A 25,728-nucleotide genomic window follows, 5' to 3' on the forward strand; every position below is an offset into this window, starting at 1 on the left:
GCCGGGTTCGACATGATCAGGGCACCGGGGAGATTGATTACGTTGTCGCTGTGTTGACCGACGGCAATCGCTCATCCGGCGTATCCGCCCAGTTCACCCGCGTCGCCGGGGAGTTTCCGGACCGGGTGGCACTGCGTTTCCTGTCCGGTGACGGCACGGTCACCGAGCGAACATACGCGCAACTGGTGGCCGAGCGCGACCCCGTCGCGGCCGCGCTGGCCGCGGAGTTCGCCCCCGGTGACCGGGCCCTGCTCCTGCTGCCGCCGACCGGGCCGCAGTTCGTCGCGGCCTTCCTCGGGTGTGTGCACGCCGGCCTCGTCGCCGTACCGGTGCCGCTGCCGGCGTCCGGCCGGCTGAACCGCGCCGGCGACCGGCTCGCCGGCATCGTCGCCGACTGCGACCCGGTCGTCGCCCTGGTCGCCGACGCCGCCGGCCTCCCGCCGGGTGTCCTGCCCGACGCGGTACGCCCCCTCGCGCTGGACACGCTGCCGCCGGCACCCGCGACCGGGCTGCCCGACCGGGCCCCCGACGAGATCGCGTTCCTGCAGTACTCGTCCGGCTCGACCGGGACGCCCAAGGCCGTCTGCAACACCCACGACGCGGTGCTGCGGCAGGTCGACCAACTGAACGCGATGTGGGGCTTCCCCGAACCGATCCACGTCGCCGGCTGGCTGCCGCTCTACCACGACATGGGCATGCTCCAGCAGGCGCTGCTGCCGCTGCTCACCGGCGGCACCGCCACGATGATGAGCCCGGCCACCTTCGCCGCCGACCCGGCCCGCTGGTTGCGCGCGGCCAGCACCTACCGCGCGAACTGGATCGCCGGCCCGGACTTCGGCTTCGCCCGGTGCGTCGAGGCGGTCCCCGCCGCCGAGGCCGCCACCCTCGACCTGGGTGCGATCCGGTACGTCGCCAACGGCGCCGAACCGATCCGCGAGCAGACCGTACGCCGCTTCGCCGCGCACTTCGCCGCCGCCGGCCTGCCCCCGAGGCGGTGACCCCCTCGTACGGGCTGGCCGAGGCGGTGCTCTGCGTCGCCAGCAGCCGGCGCCCGCGCGGCTTCCGGGCGGCCGACTTCGACCCGCGCGCACTGGCCGAGGGGGTCGCCCGCGGGGCGGCCGGCCCGGCCCGGCGGACGCTGGTGTCGTCCGGCAACTGGTTCCACGACCGCGAGGTGTCCATCGTGGACCCGCAGACCCGGGAGGAGCTGCCGGCCCACGGCGTCGGCGAGATCTGGGTGGGCGGCCCCGGCCTGCCGAGCGGGTACTGGGGCCGGCCGCAGGAGTCGGAGCGGACGTTCCGGGCGGTCCGCGCCGACGGGCGGGGCCCGTGGCTGCGTACGGGTGACCTGGGCTTCCTCGACGAGGACGGCGAACTGTTCGTCTGCGGCCGGCTACGCGACCTGATCATCGTGCACGGCGCCAACCACCACCCCAACGACCTGGAACGCACCGTCGAGCGGCGGATCGACGCGGTCGCCGTCGGCGGCGCGTGCGCGGTGCAGCCCGACGACGGCGACGCGGTGCTGGTCTTCGCCGAGGTCGACCGGCACCTGCCGGACACCGAACTCGCGGACATCGCCGCCGCGATCCGCGCGCAGATCCACGACCGCCACGAGATCGTGGTCGCCGAGGTGGCCCTGGTGCGCCGGATGGCGCTGCCGAAGACGACCTCCGGCAAGATCCGCCGGACGGCGACGGCGGCGGCCGACCGCGAGGGCCGACTCCCGGTCCTGTACCGCGACAGCCTCGCCGAACCGGCCGCGCCGGACACCGTACCGGGGGCGCCCACCGGGCCGGACACCGCCGCCGCCCCGGCCGGCGCCACGGTCGTGCCGGGAAGCGGGCCGGACAGCGCCGCGCCGGGCACCGCCGACACGCTCGCCGTCGCGCACGGGACGCTCGGCGCGGTGCTGGGCCGCGACCGGGTGCCGATGGACACCGGGTTCGCCGCCCTCGGGCTCGACTCGGTACGCGCCACCCGGTGGGCCGCCACCCTCGCCGAACGGACCGGCCGGCCGGTCGACGTGTCGATGCTCTTCCGGTACCCGACGCTGCGCCGGCTCGCCGCCGCCCTGGCCGGCACCACCGCCGCCCCCACGGCACCCGCCGCGGCGCCCCCGCCGGCCGCCGGGGCCGTCGCCGTCGTCGGGGTCGGCCTGCGGCTGGCCGGCGGCATCGACAGCCTCGACGCGCTGCGCGCCCTCCTGCACGCCGGCGGCAGTACGCTGCGCCGGCCGCCGGAAGGCCGGGCCGCCGACGGCATCCCGCTCACCCTGCCCGGCGGCTATCTCGACCGGGTCGACACCTTCGACGCGGAGTTCTTCGGCATCGGCGGCGCGCAGGCCCGGGCGATGGACCCGCAGCAGCGGCTGCTGCTCGAGGTCGCCTGGCACGCGGTCGAGGACGCCGGACTGGTCGCCCACCGGCTGCGCGGCAGCCGGACCGGGGTCTTCGTCGGTCAGGGACACCACGACTACGCCACGCTGCCGCTGCGGATCGGCCGGCCGGACCTGATCCGGGCCATGCACGCCACCGGCTCCAGCATGAGCGCCACCGCCGGCCGGATCTCCCACCACCTCGGGCTGCGCGGCCCGGCGCTGACCGTCGACACCGCCTGCTCGGCCTCGCTGGTGGCGATCGACACCGCCCTGCGCCACCTCGCCGACGGCACCTGCGACCTCGCCCTGGCCGGCGGGGTCAGCCTGGCCCTGTCGCCGGAGACCGAACAGGCCCTCGCCGACGCCGGCATGCTGTCACCGGCCGGCCGCTGCGCGACCCTGTCCGCCGACGCCGACGGGTACGGGCGCGGCGAGGGCGCCGCCATCCTGGTCCTCAAGCCGCTGGCCGCCGCCCGGCGCGACGGCGACCGGATCCTCGCGGTGCTCCGCGGCAGCGCGGTCGCCCAGGACGGCGCCTCCTCCGGGCTGACCGTGCCCGATCCCGGCGCGCAGGCCGACGTGATCCGCGCCGCGCTCGCCGCCGCCGGACTCACCGCCGACGACGTCGACGCGGTCGAACTGCACGGCACCGGCACACCGCTCGGCGACCCGGTCGAGATCAGCGGCCTGGCCGAGGTCTTCGCCGGCCGGGACCGGCCGCTGCTGGTCGGCTCGGTCAAGACGAACCTCGGCCACCTCGAGGCCGCCGCCGGTGTCGCCGGGGTGTTGCGGGCCGTCGTCGCCCTGCGCGACCAGGTCTGGCCGGGCAGCCCCACCCTCACCGCCGCCAACCCGCGGCTCGCCGGCACCGGCCTGGACCACCGGTTCCCCGCCGGCACCGAAACCGTCGACCCGGGCCGTCCGCTGCGCCGGGTCGGGGTCAGCTCGTTCGGGTTCACCGGAACCATCGCCCACCTGCTCGTCGAGGCGGCCCCGGACGCCGCGCCGCGTCCCACGGACCGGCCGCCGGCACCGACCGGCTGGGTCCCGCTCGCCGGCGCCGACCCCGACGCCGTACGTCGGCGGGCCGGCCGGCTCGCCGCCGCGCTGGCCGGGCTGGCGGCCGACGACCGGGCCCGGCTGCTCGCCGGCTGGCGGCGGCACCGCGACCACCTGCTGCCGTGGCGTGCCGTGCTCGACGCCGACAACCCCGCGCTGCCCCGGCTCCTCGCCGACCCGCCGGCGCCGGTGTCCGCCGCGGCGCCGGGGCCGCTGGTGCTGCGGCTGCGCGACGGCGACCCGGTCGCCGAACTGCTCGCCGGGATGCGTCGCTGGCTGCCCGACCGGCTCGCCCCGACCGGCTCCGGACCGCACTGGCGGCAGCTGCTCGACGTGCTGCACGCGCTCGGGCTGGCCCCGGACCTGGTGTACGCCGACCCGCGCTGGTCCGCCGAGATCGCCGCCCACCCCGACGGTGCGCCGCCGCTGACCACCGATGGCCCGGCCGGGCTCGTGCTCGCCGTCGGCGACGTCGGATCATCCGATGTGGACACCACCGCGGGTGCTGTCCCGCTGCTGGTCGACGACGGCGGGCGGGCCGGTGTCGTCGAGGCGTACCGGCGCGGCGCGCCGCTGGACTGGACGGTCTTCGACCCGCCGGTCGGCACCGACCCGCGACTGCCCGCGTACCCGTTCACCGCACACCGGCACTGGTATCCGGTGGAACCGGCCACCGCCCGCGCCGCCGCCCCGGCCGCGCCGCTGACCCCGGACCGGATCCGCCACGACGTCGCCGAACTGGTCGACCGCGCCCCGGCCAGCCTCCGCGACGACGAGGACCTGGTCGCCGCCGGCCTGGACTCGGTACGCGTCATGGATTTGGCCGCCCGCTGGCGGCGGGCCGGCGCCGACGTGGCGTACGCCGACCTGCTCGCCCGGCCCACCCTCGCCGCCTGGGCGCGTCGGCTCCTCGCACCGCGTGACGAACCCGCCGCCGCGACCCCGGTCGTCGACGAGCACGCGCCGTTCGACCTGACCCCGGTCCAGCACGCCTACTGGGTCGGCCGCGACCCGGCCCAGCCGTTGGGTGGCGTCGGCTGCCACGTGTACGCCGAACTCGACGGCCACGGCCTCGACCCGGGCCGCCTGGAACGGGCCGGGTACGCGCTGGCCGACCGGCACGGCATGCTGCGGGCCCGGTTCGACGCCGACGGACGGCAGCGGATCGCCCCGGAGACGTCCTGGCCCGGGGTGGCCGTGCACGACCTGCGCCACCTGCCGACCGACGACGTCGACGCGGCGCTGCGGGACGTGCGGGACCGGCTGTCGCACCGGCTGCTCGACGTCGCCCGTGGCGAGGTCTTCGACCTGCGGGTGTCGCTGCTGCCCGACGGCGGCACCCGGCTCCACGTCAACCTCGACCTGCTGGTCGCCGACGCGGCCAGCATCCAGATCGTGCTCGCCGACCTCGCCGCGCTGTACCGCCGGCCGCAGGAGGCGCTGCCGGCGATCGGCACCAGCTTCGCCGCCTACCTGGCCGGCGCCGGCCCCCGGGACCGGCGCCGGGACGAGGACCGCGCGTACTGGCGGGACCGGCTGCCCGACCTGCCGGCGCCGCCGCAGCTGCCGCTCGCGGCCACCACGACCGACGGTGCGCCGCGGTTCGTCCGACGCAGCCGGCAGGTGCCGCGGGCGGCGTGGCGGGCGGTCGTCGAGCGGGCCCGTGGGTACGGGGTGACCCCGTCGATCGCGCTGGCCACCGCGTTCGCGACGGTGCTGGCGACGTGGAGCACCCAGCAGCGGTTCCTGCTGAACCTGACGCTGTTCGACCGCGACGGCCGGCACCCGGACCTGGACCGGCTGGTCGCCGACTTCACCAGCCTGGTCCTGCTCGACGTCGACGTGGATGCGGCGGCCGGCTTCGCCGCGCGGGCCCGCGCGGTGCAGGACCGGTTCCGGGCCGATCTGGCGCACGCCGGCTACTCCGGTGTCGAGGTGCTTCGCGACCTGGCCCGCGAGCGGGGGCCGGCGGCGGCGGGCGCGCCGGTGGTGTTCACCAGCAACCTGGGCCGTGACCTGGTCGACGGCGACGTACGCGACGCGTTCGGCGAACTGGGCTGGACGGTGTCGCAGACGCCGCAGGTGTGGTTGGACCACCAGGTGATGGAGCACGCCGGTGGGGTGCTGCTGACCTGGGACGGCGTCGACGACCTGTTCCACGACGGGGTGCTGGACGCGATGTTCGGCGCGTACGGCCGGCTGGTGGACTGGCTGGCCGGGGCGGACTGGGCGGCGGTGCCGCCGACGCTGGTTCCCGACGACCAGTTGGCGGTGCGGGCGGTGGTGAACGCCACCGACCACCCCATCTCCGGCCGACTCCTCCACGACGGCCTCTTCGAACACGCCACCACCCGCCCCCACCACCTAGCCGTCACCGGACCCGACGGCACCCTCACCTACCAACAACTCGCCCAACAAGCCCTCCACATCGCCGGCTGGCTCACCGACCAAGGCACAAAAACCGGCGAACCCGTCGCCATCACCCTCCCCAAAGGACCCCACCAAATCGCCGCCGTCCTCGGCACCCTCACCGCCGGCGCCACCTACGTCCCCATCAACCCCCACCACCCCCAACACCGCAAACAACAAATCCACACCACCGCCGGCATCACCACCACCCTCGACACCACCACCATCACCCAGGCCCTCCACCACCCCAACCCACTACCCGCACCCGCCAACATCCCCGACACCACACCCGCCTACATCATCTTCACCAGCGGATCCACCGGCCAACCAAAAGGCGTCCAACTCACCCACCGCGCCACCCAAAACACCATCGAAGACATCAACCACCGCTACCAAATCACCCCCAACGACAACACCATCCAAATCAGCCAACTCGACTTCGACCTATCCGTCTACGACATCCTCGGCACCCTCACCGCCGGCGCCACCATCACCACCACCCCCGAAAACCAACACCCCGACCCCCACACCTGGGCCCACCTCATCCACCACCACAAAACCACCATCTGGAACACCGTCCCCACCCTCCTCGACATCCTCCTCACCACCGCCCAACCCCACCAACTCACCACCCTCCGCCTCGCCCTCACCAGCGGCGACTGGATCCCCCTCGACCAACACCACCGCCTCACCACCAAAAACCCCCACACCCAACACATCGCCCTCGGCGGCGCCACCGAAGCCGCCATCTGGTCCAACCACCACCACATCACCCACATCCCCCCACACTGGACCTCAATCCCCTACGGCACCCCACTACGCAACCAGACCTACCGCATCACCGACCCACACGGAAACGACCGACCCAACTGGGTCCCCGGCGAACTCTGGATCGGCGGACAAGGACTCGCCACCGGCTACACAAACGACCCCCAACGCACCACCACCCAATTCCCCACCCACCACAACCAACGCTGGTACCGCACCGGAGACCAAGGCCGCTACTGGCCCGACGGCACCATCGAATTCCTCGGCCGCACCGACCACCAAATCAAACTCAACGGCCACCGCATCGAACTCGGCGACATCGAAACCCACCTCCACACCCACCCCCACATCCACCACGCCATCGCCACCACCACCAACCAACAACTCACCGCAGCGGTCACCGTCGACGACCCCGCGCCCGGCCCGGACGCGACGGCCGTCACCGGGCTCGGCGAGATCCTGCTCGCCGCGCCGGAGCCGGCCACCGTGGCCGGTGACACCGACGCGATCGAGGCGGTGCTGACCGAACAGGCGCTGGTCCGGCTGCTCGACCTGCTCGAGCCCGACGGTTCCCCCGTGGAGGGGCCGGTCGACGGGCGGCTCGACCGGTGGCGGATCACCGCGCCGATGCGCCCGCTGGTGTCGCGGTGGCTGGAGTGGCTGGCCGACCGGGAGGTGCTGGCCGCCACCGGGGACGGGTACGCCACCGGGCCGCGGCTGGCCGCCGTACGCGCCGCCGCGACCGCCGGGGCCGGGACCGCTGGTGCCGCTGGGGTCGCGCCGGCCGGCGACACCGACCCGACCGGCGGGGACGCGCTCGCCGGTATCTCGGACCGGCTGCGCGCCACCACCGGGCGGCTGCTGGCGATCCTGCGCGGCGAGCAGGAACCGGCCGCGCTGCTCGACGACCCGGTACTCGCCCCCGAGGCGCTCGTCGACGCCCAGCCGGCGACCGTCGCCGCGCTGACCGGACTCGCCGCCCGGCTGACCGCCGCCGCGGACCGGCTCGGCCGGCCGCTGCGGATCGCCGAGTACGGCGGACGCGGCGGGCGGACCGCCGCCCGGCTGCTCGCCGGACGCGACCCGGCCCGCGTCGAGTACACCCTGTTCGACTCCTCCGCCGGGCTGCTCGCCACCGCCCGCGAACACCTCGCCGGGCTGCCGCACCCGGTACGGCTGCACCGGCTCGACGGCACCGTCGACGAGTCGGCCCTGCACCGGTTCGACGTGGTCGTCGCCAACAACTCGCTGCACCGCGAACCCGACCCGGCGGCGGCGCTGTCCACCGTACGGCTGCTGCTCGCCCCCGGCGGCGTGCTGGTCGCCCTGGAGGCGGCCACGCTGTCGCCGCTGGCGCTGGTCACCGTCGCCGTACCGGAACGGGGGTTCGCCGACCTCGACGGCATCCGGCGCGGCCAGCGGGATCCACTGCTGTCCGCGCAGCGGTGGCACGACCTGCTGGCCGACACCGGCTTCGCCCGGCCGGCGGTGACCGGGCACGGCCCGGAGCAGTGGTGGCTGACCGCCGCCCGTCCCACCGACGCCCCCGCCGTCGACCTGGCCGGGGTACGCCGGTGGCTCGCCGAACGGCTACCGGCCTACCTGGTGCCGGCCCGACTCGCGGCGCTGCACCGGCTGCCGCTGTCGGCCAACGGCAAGGTGGACCGGGCGGCGGTGCGCCGGCTGCTCGCCGACGCCGCCCCGGACGCCGGCGGGCCGGTGGACACCCCGGACACCCCGGCCGAGCGGCTGCTCGCCGGGATCTGGGCGGAGTTGCTGGACGCCCCGGTCGGCCGGGACAGCGACTTCTTCCGGCTCGGCGGCGACAGCCTGCTCGCCACCCGGATGATGGCCCGGCTGCGGGCGGCCGGGGTGACCGGCGCCCGGTTGCCCGCCCTGTTCGCCGCCTCCCGGCTCGCCGACTTCGCCGCCACGCTGGAGCTGACGGCCGCCCCGGAGACGACCGTGCCGGAGCCGCCCGGGGCCGCACCGGCGACCGACGACGCCGACCGGTACGAACCGTTCGAGCCGACCGACGTGCAGCGCGCCTACCTCTTCGGCCGCGGCGACCAGTTCGCGCTCGGCGGGGTCGGCACCCACTACTACACCGAGTTCGACGGCGTCGACGTCGACCTGGCGCGGCTCGAGGAGGCGGTCGCCCGGCTGGTCGGCCGGCACGACATGCTCCGGGTGGTCTTCGACGCCGACGGGCGGCAGCGGGTGCTGCCCGACGTACCCCGGTTGCGGATCCCGGTCACCGACGGCGGCGACGACGGCACCGAGGCGCTGGCGGGGCTGCGGGCCGACATGTCGCACCAGGTCCTCGACCCGGCCCGGTGGCCGCTGTTCGACCTGCGGGCGGTCCGCTACGGCGACCGGCGTACCCGGCTCGGGCTCAGCCTCGACAACCTCGTCCTCGACGGGCTGAGCATGCGGATCTTCTACACCGAGCTGGCCACCCTGTACGACGACCCGGACGCGGTGCTGCCGCCGGTCGGGCTGTCGTTCCGCGACTACCTGCTGCGCGCCGGCCCGACCACCGACCAGGTCGCCCGGTCGCAGGACTACTGGCGCAACCGGGTCGTCGACCTGCCGCCCCCGCCGCAACTGCCGTTGCGCACCGACCCGGAGACGGTCACCCCGCGCTTCGTACGCCGTGAGGCGGCACTGTCCGCGGCGGACTGGGGCACGGTCACCGCCCGGGCCCGCGGGTACGGCCTGACCCCGTCCGCGGTCCTGCTGACCTGTTTCGCCGAGGTGCTCGCCGCGTGGAGCGCGAGCACCGAGCTGACCATCAACCTGACCCTGTTCGACCGGCGCGACGTGCACCCCGACGTCAACCACGTGCTGGGCGACTTCACCTCGCTGCTGCTGCTGGCCAGCCGGCCGCGGCCGGGGCAGGGTTTCCTGGACCGGGCCCGCCGGTTGCAGGAGCAGATGTGGCGCGACCTGGAGCACCGCGACGTCTCGGCGGTCTGGGTGCTGCGCGAACTCGGCCGGCTGGACGGCACCGGCCGGGCGAGCATGCCGGTGGTGTTCACCAGCGCGCTCGGCGTCGACGGGGAGGTGGCCAACCACGCGCCGCGCCGGTTCCCCGAGCAGGGCTGGGGCATCTCGCAGACCCCGCAGGTGTGGCTGGACCACCAGGTCTACGAGGACCGGGGCGGGATCCGGTTCAACTGGGACGCGGTGGAGGAACTCTTCCACGACGACGTGCTCGACGACATGTTCCGCGCCTACCGGGGTGTGCTGGCCCGGCTGGTCTTCGCCGACTGGGCGGAGCCGACGCCGGGCCTGACCCCGGCCAGTCACCTGGCGGTGCGGGCGGTGGTGAACGCCACCGACCACCCCATCTCCGGCCGACTCCTGCACGACGGCCTCTTCCACCACGCCGCCCGGCAACCCGACCACACCGCCGTCACCGGACCCGACGGCACCCTCACCTACCAACAACTCGCCCAACAAGCCCTCCACATCGCCGGCTGGCTCACCGACCAAGGCACAAAAACCGGCGAACCCGTCGCCATCACCCTCCCCAAAGGACCCCACCAAATCGCCGCCGTCCTCGGCACCCTCACCGCCGGCGCCACCTACGTCCCCATCAACCCCCACCACCCCCAACACCGCAAACAACAAATCCACACCACCGCCGGCATCACCACCACCCTCGACACCACCACCATCACCCAGGCCCTCCACCACCCCAACCCACTACCCGCACCCGCCAACATCCCCGACACCACACCCGCCTACATCATCTTCACCAGCGGATCCACCGGCCAACCAAAAGGCGTCCAACTCACCCACCGCGCCACCCAAAACACCATCGAAGACATCAACCACCGCTACCAAATCACCCCCAACGACAACACCATCCAAATCAGCCAACTCGACTTCGACCTATCCGTCTACGACATCCTCGGCACCCTCACCGCCGGCGCCACCATCACCACCACCCCGAAAACCAACACCCCGACCCCCACACCTGGGCCCACCTCATCCACCACCACAAAACCACCATCTGGAACACCGTCCCCACCCTCCTCGACATCCTCCTCACCACCGCCCAACCCCACCAACTCACCACCCTCCGCCTCGCCCTCACCAGCGGCGACTGGATCCCCCTCGACCAACACCACCGCCTCACCACCAAAAACCCCCACACCCAACACATCGCCCTCGGCGGCGCCACCGAAGCCGCCATCTGGTCCAACCACCACCACATCACCCACATCCCCCCACACTGGACCTCAATCCCCTACGGCACCCCACTACGCAACCAGACCTACCGCATCACCGACCCACACGGAAACGACCGACCCAACTGGGTCCCCGGCGAACTCTGGATCGGCGGACAAGGACTCGCCACCGGCTACACAAACGACCCCCAACGCACCACCACCCAATTCCCCACCCACCACAACCAACGCTGGTACCGCACCGGAGACCAAGGCCGCTACTGGCCCGACGGCACCATCGAATTCCTCGGCCGCACCGACCACCAAATCAAACTCAACGGCCACCGCATCGAACTCGGCGACATCGAAACCCACCTCCACACCCACCCCCACATCCACCACGCCATCGCCACCACCACCAACCAACAACTCACCGCAGCGGTCGTACCGAAGGAACCGGACCTCGATCCGGAGGAGGTGCGGACGTACCTGGCGCAGCGGCTGCCGGCGTACCTGGTGCCGGACCGGATCGTGGTGCTCGACGCCCTGCCACTGACCCCGAACGGCAAGGTCGACCGCGCCGCCGTCGCCCGGCTCGCCCGCGTCGACGCCGCCGGCGCGGACCAGGATCCGCCGCGCGGGCCGGTGGAGACCGAACTGGCCCGCATCTGGTCGGAGCTGCTCGACCTGCCCGCGGTGGGCCGGCAGCAGAGCTTCTTCGCCCTGGGCGGCAGCTCGCTGACGGCGACCGGACTGGTCGAGGAGATCCGGCGCCGCTTCGCCGTACGGCTGTCGCTGCGCGAGCTGTACGCGTCACCGACCATCGCCGGCCTGGCCGACCTCATCGACGAAGAGGTCGTCGCGGAACTCGAAGAAGGAACGCTGTGAACAACGACCCCGACATCCGTGCCCTGGTCATCGAACTGGAACGGGCCGGCGTGCAGCTCTGGGCCGAGGACGGCAGGCTGCGCTTCCGGGCGCCGAAGGGCGCGCTGAGCGCCGAGCGGATGACACAGCTCCGGGACCACCGGGAAGCGCTGATGCGGCACTTCGACGGCACCGCCGGCGGGCTGGTCACCGACCCCGCGAACCGGCACGAGCCGTTCCCGCTCACCGACGTGCAGTCGGCGTACCTGCTGGGCCGGCACGACGCGTTCGCGTACGGCGGGGTCGCCTGCCACGGCTACTTCGAGGTGGCGTTCACCGGGCTCGACCCGGACCGGCTGGAACGTGCCTGGCAGCGGCTCGTCGACCGGCACGAGATGCTGCGCGCGGTCGTCGACGCCGACGGGCACCAGCAGATCCTGCCCGGGCCGCAGACGTACCGGGTCGACGTCACCGACCTGCGCGGCGCGGACCCGGACACGGTCGCGGCGGCCCGGGCGGCGGTCCGCGCCGAGCTGTCCCACAAGGTGTACGATCCGCGCACCTGGCCGATGTTCGGGCTGCGGGTCACCCGCGCCGACGACCGCGACCTGCTGCACTTCTCGATCGACCTGCTCATCGCCGACTACGCCAGCATCCAGTTGCTGATCGCCGAACTCGACCAGCTCTACCTGGACCCGGAGGCCACGCTCCCGCCGCTGGACATCAGTTTCCGGGACTTCCTGCTCACCGAGCGGACCACCCGCGACTCCGCCGGCTACGAGGCCGACCGGGCCTGGTGGGATGCCCGGCTCGACGACCTGCCGGCCGGCCCGGAGCTGCCGACGGTCACCGCGGCGGCGGCCGGCCCGCCCCGGTTCCGGCGCTGGCAGACCAGCCTCGCCGAGCCGCGGTGGACGGCGCTGCGCGACCTCGCCGCCGCACACAACCTGACCCCGACCGGGGCGCTGCTGGCCGCGTACGCCGAGGTGATCGGCGCGTGGAGCCGGCGGTCGCGGTTCACGCTGAACCTGACCCTGCTCAACCGGCCGCCGTCGCACCCGCAGATCGCCCGGCTGGTCGGCGACTTCACCTCGGTCACCCTGCTGACCGTCGGTCCGGAGCCGCACGAGGCGGCGGCGGCGCCGTTCGCCGGGCGGGCCGGGGACCTCCAGCGGCGGCTGTGGGAGAACATCGACCACCGCCGGTTCTCCGGGGTGGAGGTGCTGCGCGCGCTCGGCCGGCGCCGGGGGCCGGACGCGGCGCTGATGCCGGTCGTGTTCACCAGCACCGTCGGGCTGACCGAGGGCGGCACCGGCACCGGGTTCACCGGCACCGGCGAGCTGGTGTTCGGGGTCAGCCAGACCCCGCAGGTGTGGATCGACTGCCAGGTGATGGAGCACCACGGCGAGCTGCGGATCAGTTGGGACGTACGCGAGGGCGTGTTCCCCGACGGGCTGGTCGACGCGATGTTCGACGCGTACGCCGACCTGGTCGGGCGGCTCGCGGACGGCTCCGGCGCCTGGGACCAGGTGGGGCCGGTGCCGCTGCCGGCCGCGCAGGCGCTGCGCCGGGCCGCGGTCAACGACACCGCCGCCGACCTGCCGGTGGGCCTGCTGCACGAGCCGGTGTTCGCGCAGGCGGCGCAGACCCCGCAGCGGGTGGCGGTGGTCGCCGACGGGCGGGCGCTGACGTACGGCGAACTGGCCGGCCGGGCGGTCGAGGTCGCGGACTGGCTGCGGGCCACCGGGTGCCGGCCGGCCGAGCCGGTCGCCGTGGTCATGGACAAGGGCTGGGAGCAGGTCGTCGGGGTGCTCGGCGTGCTGCTGAGCGGCGGCGCCTACGTGCCGGTCGACACCAACCAGCCGCCGGTGCGCCGGGACCTGATGCTGGCCGCCGCCGGGGTCCGGCTGGTGCTGACCCAGTCGTGGTTGGACCGCCCGGACGGCAAGACCCTCGACGTCGACACGCTGGCCGGCGGGCCGGCACCCGTCGCCGGACCGGCACCCGTCGCCGGGGTCGGCCCGGACGATCCGGCGTACGTCATCTTCACCTCCGGCTCGACGGGCACGCCGAAGGGCGTGATGGTCAGCCACGCGGCGGCGGCGAACACGGTCGCCGACGTCAACGCGCGGTTCGGTGTCGGCCCGGACGACCGGGTTCTCGGCCTGGCCAGCCTCGGCTTCGACCTGTCGGTGTACGACATCTTCGGCCCGCTGGCGCAGGGCGGCGCGGTGGTGCTGCCGGCCGCCGACCGGCGCGGCGACCCGTCGCACTGGGCGGAGCTGGTCGCCACCGGCGGCGTCACCGTCTGGAACTCGGTGCCGGCGCAGCTGCAGATGCTGCACGACTACCTGGCCGGGGCGCCCGACGACGAGGCTCGGCCGGCGGTGGCCGGGCTGCGGCTGGCGCTGCTGTCCGGCGACTGGATCCCGGTCGCGCTGCCCGACGCGATCCGCCGGCAGGTGCCCGGTCTGCGGGTGGTCAGCCTGGGCGGGGCGACGGAGGCGGCGATCTGGTCGATCCACCATCCGGTCGACTCCGTCGATCCGGCGTGGCCGAGCATCCCGTACGGCCGCCCGCTGGCGAACCAGACCTTCCACGTGCTCGACGACGCGATGCGCCCCCGGCCGGACTGGGTGCCCGGCGAGCTGTACATCGGCGGTGCCGGGCTCGCCCTGGGCTACGTCGGCGACCCGCTGCGCACCGCGGAACGGTTCGTCACCGATCCGCTGACCGGCCAGCGGCTGTACCGCACCGGTGACGTCGGCCGCTACCACCCGGACGGCACGATCGAGTTCCTCGGCCGGGAGGACTCCCAGGTCAAGATCAAGGGGCACCGGATCGAACTCGCCGAGGTCGACGCGGCCCTGTCGACGTACCCGGCGATCGGGACGGCGGTGACGGTCGTCGACGGCGGCGGGCCGCTGGACCGGCGGCTGGTCGCGTTCGCCGAGCCCCGGCACCGGCCGGCCCCGCCGGAGGTGGTCGCGACGACCGCCCGGGTCGCCGACGCGGCCGGCCGGGCGGCCGGCGCGCTGGCCCGCGGGGTCGACGGTACGGCGGTCCGGGAGGTCGTCGAGGCGCTCGACCGGGCCGCGCTCTCCGCCATGCGGGACGCGCTGCGTCGGGCCGGTGACCTGTTCACCGACCCGACGGTCGGGCACGGTCTCGCCGAGGTGCTGGCGGCCGCCCGGGTCGCGCCCCGGCACCACCGGCTGGTCCGGCGGTGGCTGGCGGCGCTGACCGCACACGGGCTGCTGGACGCCGTACCGGGCGGCTGGCGGCTCGGCGGCGGCGCGTCGGTCGGGACCGGTGCCGCGCCGGCCGGCGGTCCGGTGGACGGCGAGCCGGCCTGGGACCGGATCGAGGCGTTGGCGACCGCGCACGGCCACGGCGCCGAACTGATCCGCTACCTGCGGACCAGCGCCCGCCACCTGCCCGACCTGCTGCGCGACGAACTCGACCCGCTGGCCCTGCTGTTCCCCGAGGGCAACCTGGACGTGGCCCAGGCCGCCTACCGGGACAACCTGATCAGCCGCTACGTCAACACCGGCCTGGCCGCCGCGCTGCGGGCGATCGTCGCCGGGCAGCCGGCCGGGCGGCCGCTGTCGGTGCTGGAGATCGGTGCCGGGGTCGGCGGCACCACCAGCGACCTGATCGACGCGGTCGACGGGCACCTGGTCGACTACCTGTTCACCGACGTGTCGCCGTTCTTCCTCGCCGAGGCGCGGACCCGGTTCGCCGACCACCCGTGGCTGCGGTACGGCCTGTTCGACCTCAACGCCGACCCCCGCGACCAGGGCTACGAGCCGCACTCGTTCGACGTGCTGGTCTGCGCCAACGTGCTGCACAACGCCACCCACGCCGGCCAGGTGCTGGCGCGGGTCACCGAACTGGTCCGGCCCGGCGGCTGGCTGCTGTTCATCGAGGCGACGCGGGACAACTACCCACTGATGGCGTCGATGGAGTTCAAGGAGGGCCTGACCGACTTCACCGACGAGCGCGCCGCCGCCGACCGGACCTTCCACACCGGGCAGTCGTGGCGGGACATGGTCGCCGGGATCGACGCCGAGCTGGCGTTCTGCCTGCCGGCCGACGACGAGCCGCTGGCCGCGGTCGGCCAGCACGCGTTCGGCGTACGGGTCAAGCCGCACCGCTGCCCCGTCGACCCGGACGGCCTGGACGCCCACCTGCGGTCCCGGCTGCCCGGATACATGCTGCCGAGCCGGGTGCACACCGTCGACGCGCTGCCGCTGACCGGCAACGGCAAGGTCGACCGGGCGGCGCTGGCCGGCCGGCTGACCGGCCCGGCCCGGGCCACCGGCGACGACGGCCCGGTCGACGAGCCGCGGACCGACCTGGAGCGGCGGCTCGCCGGCCTGTGGACGGAGCTGCTCGGCACCACGCGGATCGGCCGCGACGTCGACTTCTACACGGTGGGCGGCGACTCGCTGCTGCTGTCCAAGCTGGTCGGGATGGTCCGCGACCGGGTGCCGGAGGCCGCCGGGCACACCTGGGACCAGCTGTTGCGGCAGATGCTGCGGACGCCGACCGTCGGCGGACTCGCGGACTGGCTCACCGCCGACGGCGCCGGGCCGGTGACCGCCGCCGACCGGCAGTCGCCGCTGGTGACGCTGGTCGCCGGCACCGACCCGGACGCGCCGGTGCGGGTCCTGGTCCACGACGGCAGCGGCACGCTGGCCCCGTACCGGGCGCTGGTGCCGCTGCTGCCCGGTCCGGGTGCGGTGTACGGGCTGGCGATCGCCGACACCGAGAGCTACCTGCGGCACGACCCGGCGACGCTGATCGAGCGGCTCGCCGGGGAGTACCGGCAGGCGCTGGCTTCGACCGGCCGGACGCGGTTCGAGGTGATCGGCTACTGCCTGGGCGGCCTGCTCGCCACCGAGCTGGCCCGGCAGCTCACCGAGAGCGGGGCGGAGGTGACCGGCCTGCGGGTGGTCAGCAGCTACCGGGTCCCGTACACCGTCGAGGACGACCTGGTCGCCGAGTGGGCGTTCGCGCAGCTGATCGGCGTCGACCCGGCCGTGCTCGGCTATCCCGACGACGAGACCGTGCTGGCCCGGGCACTGTCGACGGTGCTGGCCGCCACGCCGGGACGGATCCCGGCCGGGGCGTTCGCCGAGCTGGACGGCGATCCGGCGCTGCGGTCGGTCGGCGCCCGCTTCCGCCGGCTCGCCGGCCGCGACCCCGCCGACCGGCTCGCCGCCCTGGCCGGGGCGGCACCGACCGGCCCCGACGGCGGCGACCCGCTCGGCACGGTCGGCACCGCCGCCCGGGTGTTCCGGCAGAGTCTCGACGCGGCCAGCCGGCACCGGGCCGACCCGTACGCCGGGGACATCACGTTCCTGCGCCAGGACAGCGAGATCCATTTCCTGCCCGGGCTGGGTGCGGACATGACTGCGTACTGGCACGACGTCTGCCTCGGCGAGCTGCGGGTCGTCGACATCCCCGGCGACCACTTCACCTGCCTCCAGCCGCCGTACGCGGCACAGGCCGCGGCCCGGCTCGGCGAAACGGTGGCGCCGTGCTGACCGTCGGGGTGCTGGGCGCGGGCGGGGCGGTCGGCCGGCAGGTCGCCCGCGGCCTGGCCGGGGCCGGGGTCGGGGTGCGGCTGGGGGTCCGCCGGCCGGCGTCGGTCGAGGTGCCGGCCGGGGCCGAGGTCGTCACGGTCGACGTCACCGCACCGGCGGCGCTGCGCGCCTTCTGCGCCGGATGCCACCTGGTGGTCAACTGCGCCGGGCCGTCGTACCGGCTCAGCCCGGTGGTCGCCGCCGCCGCGGTCGCCGCCGGTGCGGCGTACGTCGACGCCGGCGGCGACGACCTGCTGCGCGACCGGCTGTCGTTCGCCCCGGTGCCGGTGGTCCTCGGCGCCGGCCAGAGCCCCGGCCTGTCCGGGCTGCTGCCGCGCTGGCTGCGCGACCCCGACGGCGGTCCGGTCGAGGTGCTGCGGGCCTGGTTCGGCGGGCTCGACCGGTTCAGCCCGGCGGCGGCCGCCGACATGGTGGCCAGCCTCCACGACGGGTACGGCGAGGCGCTGGCCGGCTGGCGGGCCGGGGCGGCGGCGCCGCGTACGGTCGAGCCGCTGGTCGACGTGAGCCTGCCGCCGTTTCCCGGCCGGGTGACGGCGTACCCGTTCCTGACCGGCGAGGCCCGCCGGCTCGCCGTCGAACTCGGCGTACGCGACGGCGCGTGGTTCAACGTCTTCGCCGGCCGGCAGACCCTGGCGGTGCTCAACCGGCTGCGGACCGGATCGGTCGGCGCCGACCCGGGCGACGCCGACGGCGGTACGGCGGCCGTCCGGCTGGCCCGGGCCGCCGAGGTCGACCTGGCCGGGCAGCGGCCCTACCAGCTGATGGTGGTCGAGATCGCCGACGACCGGGGGTCGCGGACGTTGACCCTGCGCGCCGACGACGGCTACCGGCTGACCGCGACGGTCGCGGTCGAGGCCGCCGCGGCGGTGCTGGCCGGCGCCGTACCGCCCGGCGCGTGGCTGGCCGCCGACCTGCTGGACCCGGCGGCGGTGGTGGACCGGCTGCGCCGCGACGCCGCGTGCACGGTGTTCGAGGTGACCGACGGGCCGCGCGCCGCGGCGGTCGAGGAGGGGGTGCTGTGACCCGGCGGCTGCGGTTCGTGGTCTGCGGCACGACGTTCGGGCGGGTCCACCTGGCCGCCCTGCGCGACCGCCCGCAGTGGGGTGAGCTGGTCGGAATCCTGGCCCGGGGCAGCGCCCGCTCGGTGGCCTGCGCGCAGGAGTACGGCGTGCCGCTGTACACCTCGGTCGACGAGCTGCCGGACACCGTCGACGCGGCCTGCGTGGCGGTGCGGGCGGGGGTGGCCGGCGGTACGGGCAGCGAACTCGCCGCCAGCCTGCTCGCCCGGGGCGTCCACGTGCTCCAGGAGCACCCGGTGCACCACGACGAACTCGCCGACTGCCTGCGGCTGGCCCGCCGCAACCAGGTGCTGTACCGGCTGAACGACCACTATCCGCAGCTCGCCCCGGTCCGGGCGTTCCTGCAGGCCGCGGCGGTGCTGCGCCGGCACGGCCCACCCCGGCACGTCGAGGCGAGCACCGCCATCCAGGTCGCGTTCGCCCTGGTCGACATCCTGTCCCGGGCGCTGCCGGCGATGCGGCCGTGGGCGGTGGCGGCGCCGGCCGGCTGGCCGGAGCCGATGCGTGGCCTGCTCGACGCGGCGCCGCCGCTGCGGGGTGTCGACGCGGTCCTGGGCGGGGTGCCGGTCGGCATCCGGGTGCACAACCAGCTCGACCCGCACGACCCGGACAACCACGCGCACCTGATGCACCGCATCTCGCTCACCACCGACGCCGGGACGCTGACCCTGGCCGACACGCACGGGCCGGTGCTGTGGAGCCCGCGCCTGCACGTGACCGGCGCGGGCGCGGCCGGCGACGGCGGGGACGTCGGCGGCGATCCCGGGCTGGCCCGGCCGAGCACCGCGGTGCTGCCCGGCACCGAGCCGACCTCCTACGCCGACGTGCTGCGGACGGCCTGGCCGGCGGCGATGGCCCGCACGATGGCCGAGTTCGCGGCCGCCGTGACGGCCGGCGAGGACCCGATGCGCCTCGGCCAGTCGCACCTGACGGTGTGCCGGGTGTGGCAGGAGCTGACCGGCCGGCTGGGACAGCCGGACCTGATCTCGGGAAGCCCGCCGCCACCGGTCGACGTCGCCGACCTGACCGGCACCGACCCGGACGGCGGACCGGTCCGGGCCGACGGGACCGGCCCGGTCGGCGAGGCGGGCGCGGGCGACGCGACCGGCGCGGTCCCGCGGCAGCGGGGTACGGCGCCGGCGGTGGCCCGGTGAGGACGACGACGGCCGGCGACACCATCTGGCTGCGGCGGGCCCGGCCGGTTCCGCACGCCGAGGCGCGGCTGGTCTGCCTGCCGCACGCCGGCGGCGGCGCCAGCTCGTTCCGGCGCTGGCCGGCCCGGCTGCCGGCCCACCTGGAACTGCACGCCGTGCAGTACCCGGGCCGCGAGGACCGGCTCGCCGACAGTTGCGTCACCGACTTCGCCCGGCTCGCCGACCTGGTCACCGACGCGCTCACCCCGCTGCTGGACCGGCCACTGGCGATCTTCGGGCACAGCATGGGCGCGGCGCTCGGCCACGAGGTCGCCGTACGGCTGGGCCGGCGCGGCTTCACCCCGGCGCACCTGTTCGTCTCCGGCCTGCCCGCGCCGTGTCACCACCGGCCCGGCACCGTCCACCTGCGCGACGACGAGGGGCTGGTCGCCGAGCTGCGCCGGCTCGGCGGCACCGACGACCGGGCGCTCGACGACCCCGAGCTGCGGTCGGTGGTACTGCCGTCGGTCCGCGCCGACTACCGGGCGTTCGAGACGCACCGGCCGGTCCTGGCACCGCCGGTGGGCTGCCCGGTGACGGGCCTGGTCGGGGTGGACGACCCCACCGCGTCGCAGGCCGGGATGCGGGACTGGGCGCACCACACCCGGGCCGCCTTCGCGCTGCGTACGTATCCGGGCGCGCACTTCTATCTCGACGGCGTCCACGAGACGGTGGTGGCCGATGTGGTGACCGCCCTCGGCCCGGCCCGGCGGGTCAACGACCTGCCGTGACCAGCCGTCCGACGTGCACTGTCCTGATTAGACGATAGGCCGGGATCGGCCCGGTTCGTCATGGGCTGGGCATGGCGAGAATTACACACCGCTCCCCCGTCGGCGCCGGATGTGCAAGCATCGATCGGCGTCGCGGGAGCACGCGTAGGCGGATGGTTGGGGGGAGCCATAGCCACGGGTCAGGAGCAGCGTGACCGGTTCGGCGACCGGCTCAGGAGTCTCCGGCGGAGCCTGGGCCTCACCCAGGAGGCGCTGGCCGAGGCGTCCGGCTCCAGCGTCCGCAGCATCCGGGAGATGGAGCGGGGCCGGGTACGCAGCCCGCAACGGCGTACCGCCGTCCTTCTCGCCGACGCGCTGCGGCTCGCCGGCCCGGAACGGAGCCGGTTCCTCGACCTGGCCCGCGCCGAACGGCGACCGCCGGACCCGACACCGCAGCCGGCCGACCCGCCGGCGGCGGTCGTACCCGGGGAACTGCCCGCCGCCGTCCCGGACCTGGCCGGCCGGTCGGACGCCCTCGACCAGCTCTCGGCGCTGGCCGTCGCGGACACCGGGGCCGCCCGCGTCGTCGTCCTGCACGGGCCGCCCGGGATCGGCAAGACCAGCCTCGCCGTCGCGGCGGGACACCGGCTCAGCGCGGCGTTCGGCGACGGGCAACTCTTCGCCGACCTGCAGGGCGCCGACCCGGCCGACACGCTGGCCGGGTTCCTGCGCTCCCTCGGCGTGCCGGACAGCCTCGTCCCGGTCTCCCCGGCCGAGCGGGGCGGCCTGTTCCGCACCCTGACCCGGAACCGCCGACTGCTGGTCGTCATCGACGACGCCGCGGACGAGGCCCGGGTACGCCCGCTGCTGCCGGCCGGCCGGCACTGCCTGGCGCTGGTCACCAGCCGGCGTCCGCTGACCGGTCTGGCCGGCGCCGTCCGGCAGCCGCTCGACCTGCTGGATCCGGCCGCCGGCCGGGAGCTGCTGGCCGCGATCGTCGGCCCCGAGCGGGTCGCGGCCGAACCGGACGCCGCCGACCAGCTCGTCACGCTCTGCGGTCGGCTGCCGCTGGCCATCCGGATCACCGGCAACCGGCTCGCCAGCCGGCCCCGGTGGTCGATACGGCGGCTGGTCGACCTGCTGCACGACCAGCGTCGGCGCCTGACCGTGCTGACGGCCGGAGATCTGGGCATCCGGGCCGCGTTCGAGGTCTCCTACCGGCAGCTGGACCCGGCGGCCGCCGCGGTGTTCCGGCGCGCCTCGTTGATTCCCGGCGCCGACTTCGACGAGAGCCTGGTCGCCGCCGTCGCCGGCACCGACGAGGAGGCGGCGGCCCTGGCCGTGGAGGAACTGGTCGAGGCCGGGGTGCTGCTGTCGTCGGGCGACCGCTACCACTTCCACGACCTGGTCCGGCTCTACGCCGCCGAACGCCTCGACGGCGAGGAGGACCCGGTCGACCGGGCGGCCGCGCACGACCGGATGGTCGGCTGGCTGCTGCGCCGTACCGAGCGGGCCGGCGCCGTGTTCGAGCCGGTCGCCGACCGGGCGGACGCCCCCGTCGCCGACGACCGGGCGGCGGCGTCCTGGTTGGACCGCGAGTCCGGCAACTGGCTGGCGGCGCTGCGCGACGCGGCCCGGGCCGGCCGGCACACCGACGTGATCCGGGTGGCCCGGTCGTTGCACTGGTACTCGGACGCGAACAGCCACCGGCACCCCTGGGACGAGATCTTCGCGCTCGGGGCGGCCGCCGCGCGATCCGCCGGTCGCCCCCGCGACGAGGCCGTACTGCTGAACTTCCTCGGCTGGGCGCACTACTTCTGCCGGGACCGCAACGCCGAGGCCCGGACCGTCCTGGACCGCGCGCTGGAGCTGGCCCGGCGGATCGGGGACCGCCGGGAGGAGGCGTGGGCACTGACGTACTGCGCGGCGGTCCTGGTCCGGACCGGCCACGCGGCGGCGGCCCTCGACCCGTGCCGCCGGGCCGTGGGCCTGTTCCGTCAGGCCGGGTACGCCCTCGGCGAGCACTGCGCGGCGAGCGCCCAGGGCGCGGCGCTGGCCGCGCTCGGCCGGTACGCCGAAGCGGCCGACCTGCACCGGGAGGTGCTCGCGTTCTACCGGCGGGACAACGGCCTCACCCGTACCGGTGCGGCGGTCACGCAGGGCGCGGCGATGATCTCCCTCGGCGGGGCCCTGGCCGGCCTCGGCCGCTGGCGGGAGGCCGCCGACGAGTTCGACCGGGCCCGGCGGACCTTCGACCGGTGCGGCGCGACGTTCAGCGAGGCGCACGCCACCTACCGGTACGGCCTGGCGGTACGGGCGTTGGGCGAGGTCGACGACGCGGCCGACGCGCTGCGGCAGGCGCTGGCGCTGTTCTGCGCGCTGTCCAGCCCGTGGTGGGAGGCCCAGACCCTGTACGCCCTCGCGGCGCTGGCCGACCACGACCGGCCGGCGGAGGCGCAGGTGCTACGCGAGCGGGCACTGGACCGGTGCGGCGAGCTGGACGCCCCGGAGGTACGGACGTTTCGGGCGGCTCTCCAACGGGAACTGGCCGCCCGGCCCCCCGGGTAGCGGTCCGTCGGTCAGCCGGGCGAATCTCAGCTGTTTCCTGACCTCGGGGCGGCCGGTCGCGGGTCGGTCCTTTGCGGATTCGGCGGATCCGTGCGCGACGTGCGACCGCCTGCCCACTCCCGAGCCAATCGACAAACCGCGATGGAACGTGGCGGGTGGGGCCCACCCGCCGAACACACGAATTTCCGAGGCCGGAACGTCACGCATTCAGTCCAGTCATGTTAAATAACTGTAACCTCAATCAGATATGACGATGTTCCACCACCCCCACGCGGTGCGCCGACACGACGCACGATCACCCATCGCGACACCCGCGACACCGACGCCCGTCGACCGGGCCGACCGCCGGACGAGCAACGTTCCACCCCTACCAGCCCGCCCATTCGAGTCCGACCCGACAGGCGCGACCATCCGACAACCGGCACCACGACAGGCACCCCGAACAGCAACAACAACCCATTGTGAGGAGACTGGGACCGAGGGTAGGATCAGCCAAAGACGAGCCCTCACCAACAAAGAGAGTGCCACCCGAAGTAAAGAAGTCGCCACCTGAGGTAATCGAATGGCACCACAAAACGGTCATGAAGCATATACCAAACGAAATCAGCTATCGGTAAGATCAAGACCACCATTCACCTCAAGCGACTCACATAGGCGCACTTCCCGAAAAGCGCCATGATCAAGATCTAATGCTTCCTACCGACACTCATTGCGCGAGCCGTACCAACCGCCCCATCCGCACCCCACCCGCGGCACGTGTCGGCACCGAGAAATTTCTCGTGTACATCAGCCCGCACCATTGCGAGTCAACCGTGTCGAATGACAGACTCGTGCCCGTCCCCGGCAGCCGCAGTCGCGACATCGTGTGATCCTGGCATGATTCTGGTCGCGGACCCTCGCGGTTACGCATGGCGGAGTGTGAATACGGTCGACGGTCGGCCCCATCGTGATCGTCCTCGGGAGGCGGCACTTCTTGTACCTCGTGGAACGCCAAACCGAGCTCGCACGACTGGACGACCATCTGCGTGACTGCCTCGCGGGCCGCAGCGCGGTGGTGGTCGTCACCGGCGCGGTGGCCTCGGGCAAGACCGAACTGGTGCACCACTTCGCGGCCCGAGCCAGCAGGACCGGCACCAGGGTCCTGAGCGCCGCCGCCTCCCGGGCGGAGCGCGAGATGCCGCTCGGCGTGATGCGGCAACTCTTCCGCCACTCCCGCCTCGCCGGCGCCCGTCAGCGACAGGTCGACGAACTGCTCGACGACAGCCTGCGGGGCTCGCCGCTGTCGGCCGCCGACATCGGCGACCAGCTCGACGCGCGCCTGCCCCACCAGCTCGGCAACGTACTGCTGGACCTGGCCGCCGAGGAACCACTGGTGATCGCCGTGGACGACGTGCACCACGCCGACACCGCCTCGCTGCGCTGCCTGGCGTACCTCGTCCGGCGGCTCCGCTCCGCGCGCATCATGCTGCTGCTCACCGAGTCTCCCCGCATCCAGGTGAGACACCCCGAGGCATACGCGGAGCTGCTGCACCCGTCGGGTATCCGCCGCATCCGGTTGGCCCCGCTGTCCCGCGGCGGGGTCCGCGCCGTACTCGAGGCACGGCTCGGCGAGGCGACGGCCGAGCAACTGGCCACCGACTGCCACCGGGCGACCGGCGGCGTCCCGCTGCTGGTCGACGCACTGCTCGACGACAACCACGGCACGGACCGCCCGGCCGGCGAACTCGTGACCGGTGACGCCTTCGACGAGGCGGTGCTCGCCTGCCTCTACCGCTGCGAGCACCGGGTGCTCGAGATCGCCCGGGCGGTCGCGGTGGCCGGCGGTGACATCGACCCCGAACTGGTCCACCAACTGCTCGGCATACCACCGGCCACCGCGACCGCGCTCAGCGCGGCGACCACCGCCGGGCTGCTCGACGAGCACGGCCTGTGCTCGCCGGAGGTGACCCGGGCCGTCCTCGCCGGCATGGTGCCGGAGGAGCGGGCGGCGCTGCACGGCCGGGTCGCCGAGCTGCTCCACCACAAGGGCGCTCCGGCCACGACGGTCGCCCCGCACCTGGTCGAGACCACCACCGTCAGCCAGCCGTGGACGGTGACCGTCCTGCTGGAGGCCGCCGACCAGGTACTCCTCGACGGCGACGTCGAGCGGGCCCGCCGCTACCTGCGCACCGCGGAACGCTACTGCACCAACCGGCCGCAACGGGCCCGGGTCCGCGCCGCCCTTGCCCGGGTCGAATGGCGGATCGACCCGGCGACCACCATCCGGCACCTCCCCGATCTGACCGAGGCCGCACGGGAGGGGCACCTGACCGGCCGGCAGGGACTGCGACTGATCCATCACCTGACGTGGCACGGCCGGGTGTCCGAAGCCCTCGACATCATCCGGCACCTGAAGTCCACCCAGGCGCGGGACGACGCCGACCTGGCCGCGGAACTGTTCGTCGCCCGGGTCTGGCTGTCGTCGTTCTATCCGTCGTTGCTGCCCGACCTGCGCCGCGAGCTGGGCACGACCCGGCGGGACCGGTTCACCGTCGCCCGGATCCGGGCCCGGCTGCAGGGCCGCGCCACCCTCAGCGCGGTCCTGACCGGGGACTTCGAACAGGACACCGTACGCGCCGCCGAACAGGTCCTGCTGGGGCGGGGCTCGACGAACATCGACTCTGGCCGACCGTCACCGCACTGTTCACACTGGTCCAGGCCGAACGCCTCGACACCGTCGACGAGTGGTGCCGGCGGCTCGGCGGGGATCCGACGCCCCACCGGCACCCGACCGCGCTGGCCCTTCTGGCCGCCGTCCGTGCCGAGGTCGCGATCCGGCGCGGCGACCTGGCGCAGGCGCTGGAACTGACCCGTGACGCGTTCGCCGCGATGTCCCCGGAGAGCTGGGGTGTGCTGGTCGGCATTC

At 74.5% G+C, this 25,728-nt stretch carries 7 protein-coding genes and 1 pseudogene; all 8 read left to right on the forward strand.

Going from position 1 to position 25,728, the window contains the following annotated elements:
- The first annotated feature begins 53 nt into the window (after nt 1–53).
- The 8 genes and pseudogenes from Prubr_RS37815 (at nt 54) to Prubr_RS37290 (ending at nt 25,671) form a co-directional block, all read left to right on the forward strand.
- Complete coding sequence (locus Prubr_RS37815) at nt 54–998, forward strand: AMP-binding protein (protein WP_212818370.1); 945 nt, start codon at nt 54–56, stop codon at nt 996–998.
- Nucleotides 995–11,682: pseudogene (locus Prubr_RS30520) on the forward strand (amino acid adenylation domain-containing protein). Before Prubr_RS37815 ends, Prubr_RS30520 begins: the two are co-directional and overlap by 4 nt.
- On the forward strand, nt 11,679–17,213 hold the full coding sequence (locus Prubr_RS30530) for an amino acid adenylation domain-containing protein (RefSeq protein ID WP_246567853.1): 5,535 nt from the start codon (nt 11,679–11,681) through the stop codon (nt 17,211–17,213). The pseudogene Prubr_RS30520 and the gene Prubr_RS30530 overlap by 4 nt, the downstream one beginning before the upstream one ends.
- Nucleotides 17,207–18,295, forward strand: coding sequence for an NAD(P)H-binding protein (locus Prubr_RS30535; RefSeq protein WP_212818374.1), 1,089 nt, complete (start codon nt 17,207–17,209; stop codon nt 18,293–18,295). The genes Prubr_RS30530 and Prubr_RS30535 overlap by 7 nt, the downstream gene beginning before the upstream one ends.
- The gene (locus Prubr_RS30540; RefSeq protein ID WP_212818376.1) at nt 18,292–19,506 is read left to right on the forward strand and encodes a Gfo/Idh/MocA family oxidoreductase; all 1,215 of its coding nucleotides are present in this window, start codon (nt 18,292–18,294) and stop codon (nt 19,504–19,506) included. The genes Prubr_RS30535 and Prubr_RS30540 overlap by 4 nt, the downstream gene beginning before the upstream one ends.
- Entirely contained in the window at nt 19,503–20,276 is a 774-nt protein-coding gene (locus tag Prubr_RS30545) for a thioesterase II family protein (RefSeq protein ID WP_212818379.1), read from the forward strand. The genes Prubr_RS30540 and Prubr_RS30545 overlap by 4 nt, the downstream gene beginning before the upstream one ends.
- A 156-nt stretch (nt 20,277–20,432) precedes the next feature.
- Nucleotides 20,433–22,823 carry an ATP-binding protein gene (locus tag Prubr_RS30550; RefSeq protein ID WP_212818381.1) on the forward strand — a complete coding sequence of 797 codons (2,391 nt, stop codon included), beginning with the start codon at nt 20,433–20,435 and terminating at the stop codon, nt 22,821–22,823.
- 982 nt (nt 22,824–23,805) lie between these two features.
- Complete coding sequence (locus Prubr_RS37290; protein ID WP_246567854.1) at nt 23,806–25,671, forward strand: AAA family ATPase; 1,866 nt, start codon at nt 23,806–23,808, stop codon at nt 25,669–25,671.
- The last annotated feature ends 57 nt before the right edge of the window (nt 25,672–25,728 follow it).

The sequence above is a fragment of the Polymorphospora rubra genome (assembly GCF_018324255.1).
In the GTDB taxonomy this organism is placed as follows: Bacteria; Actinomycetota; Actinomycetes; order Mycobacteriales; family Micromonosporaceae; genus Polymorphospora; species Polymorphospora rubra.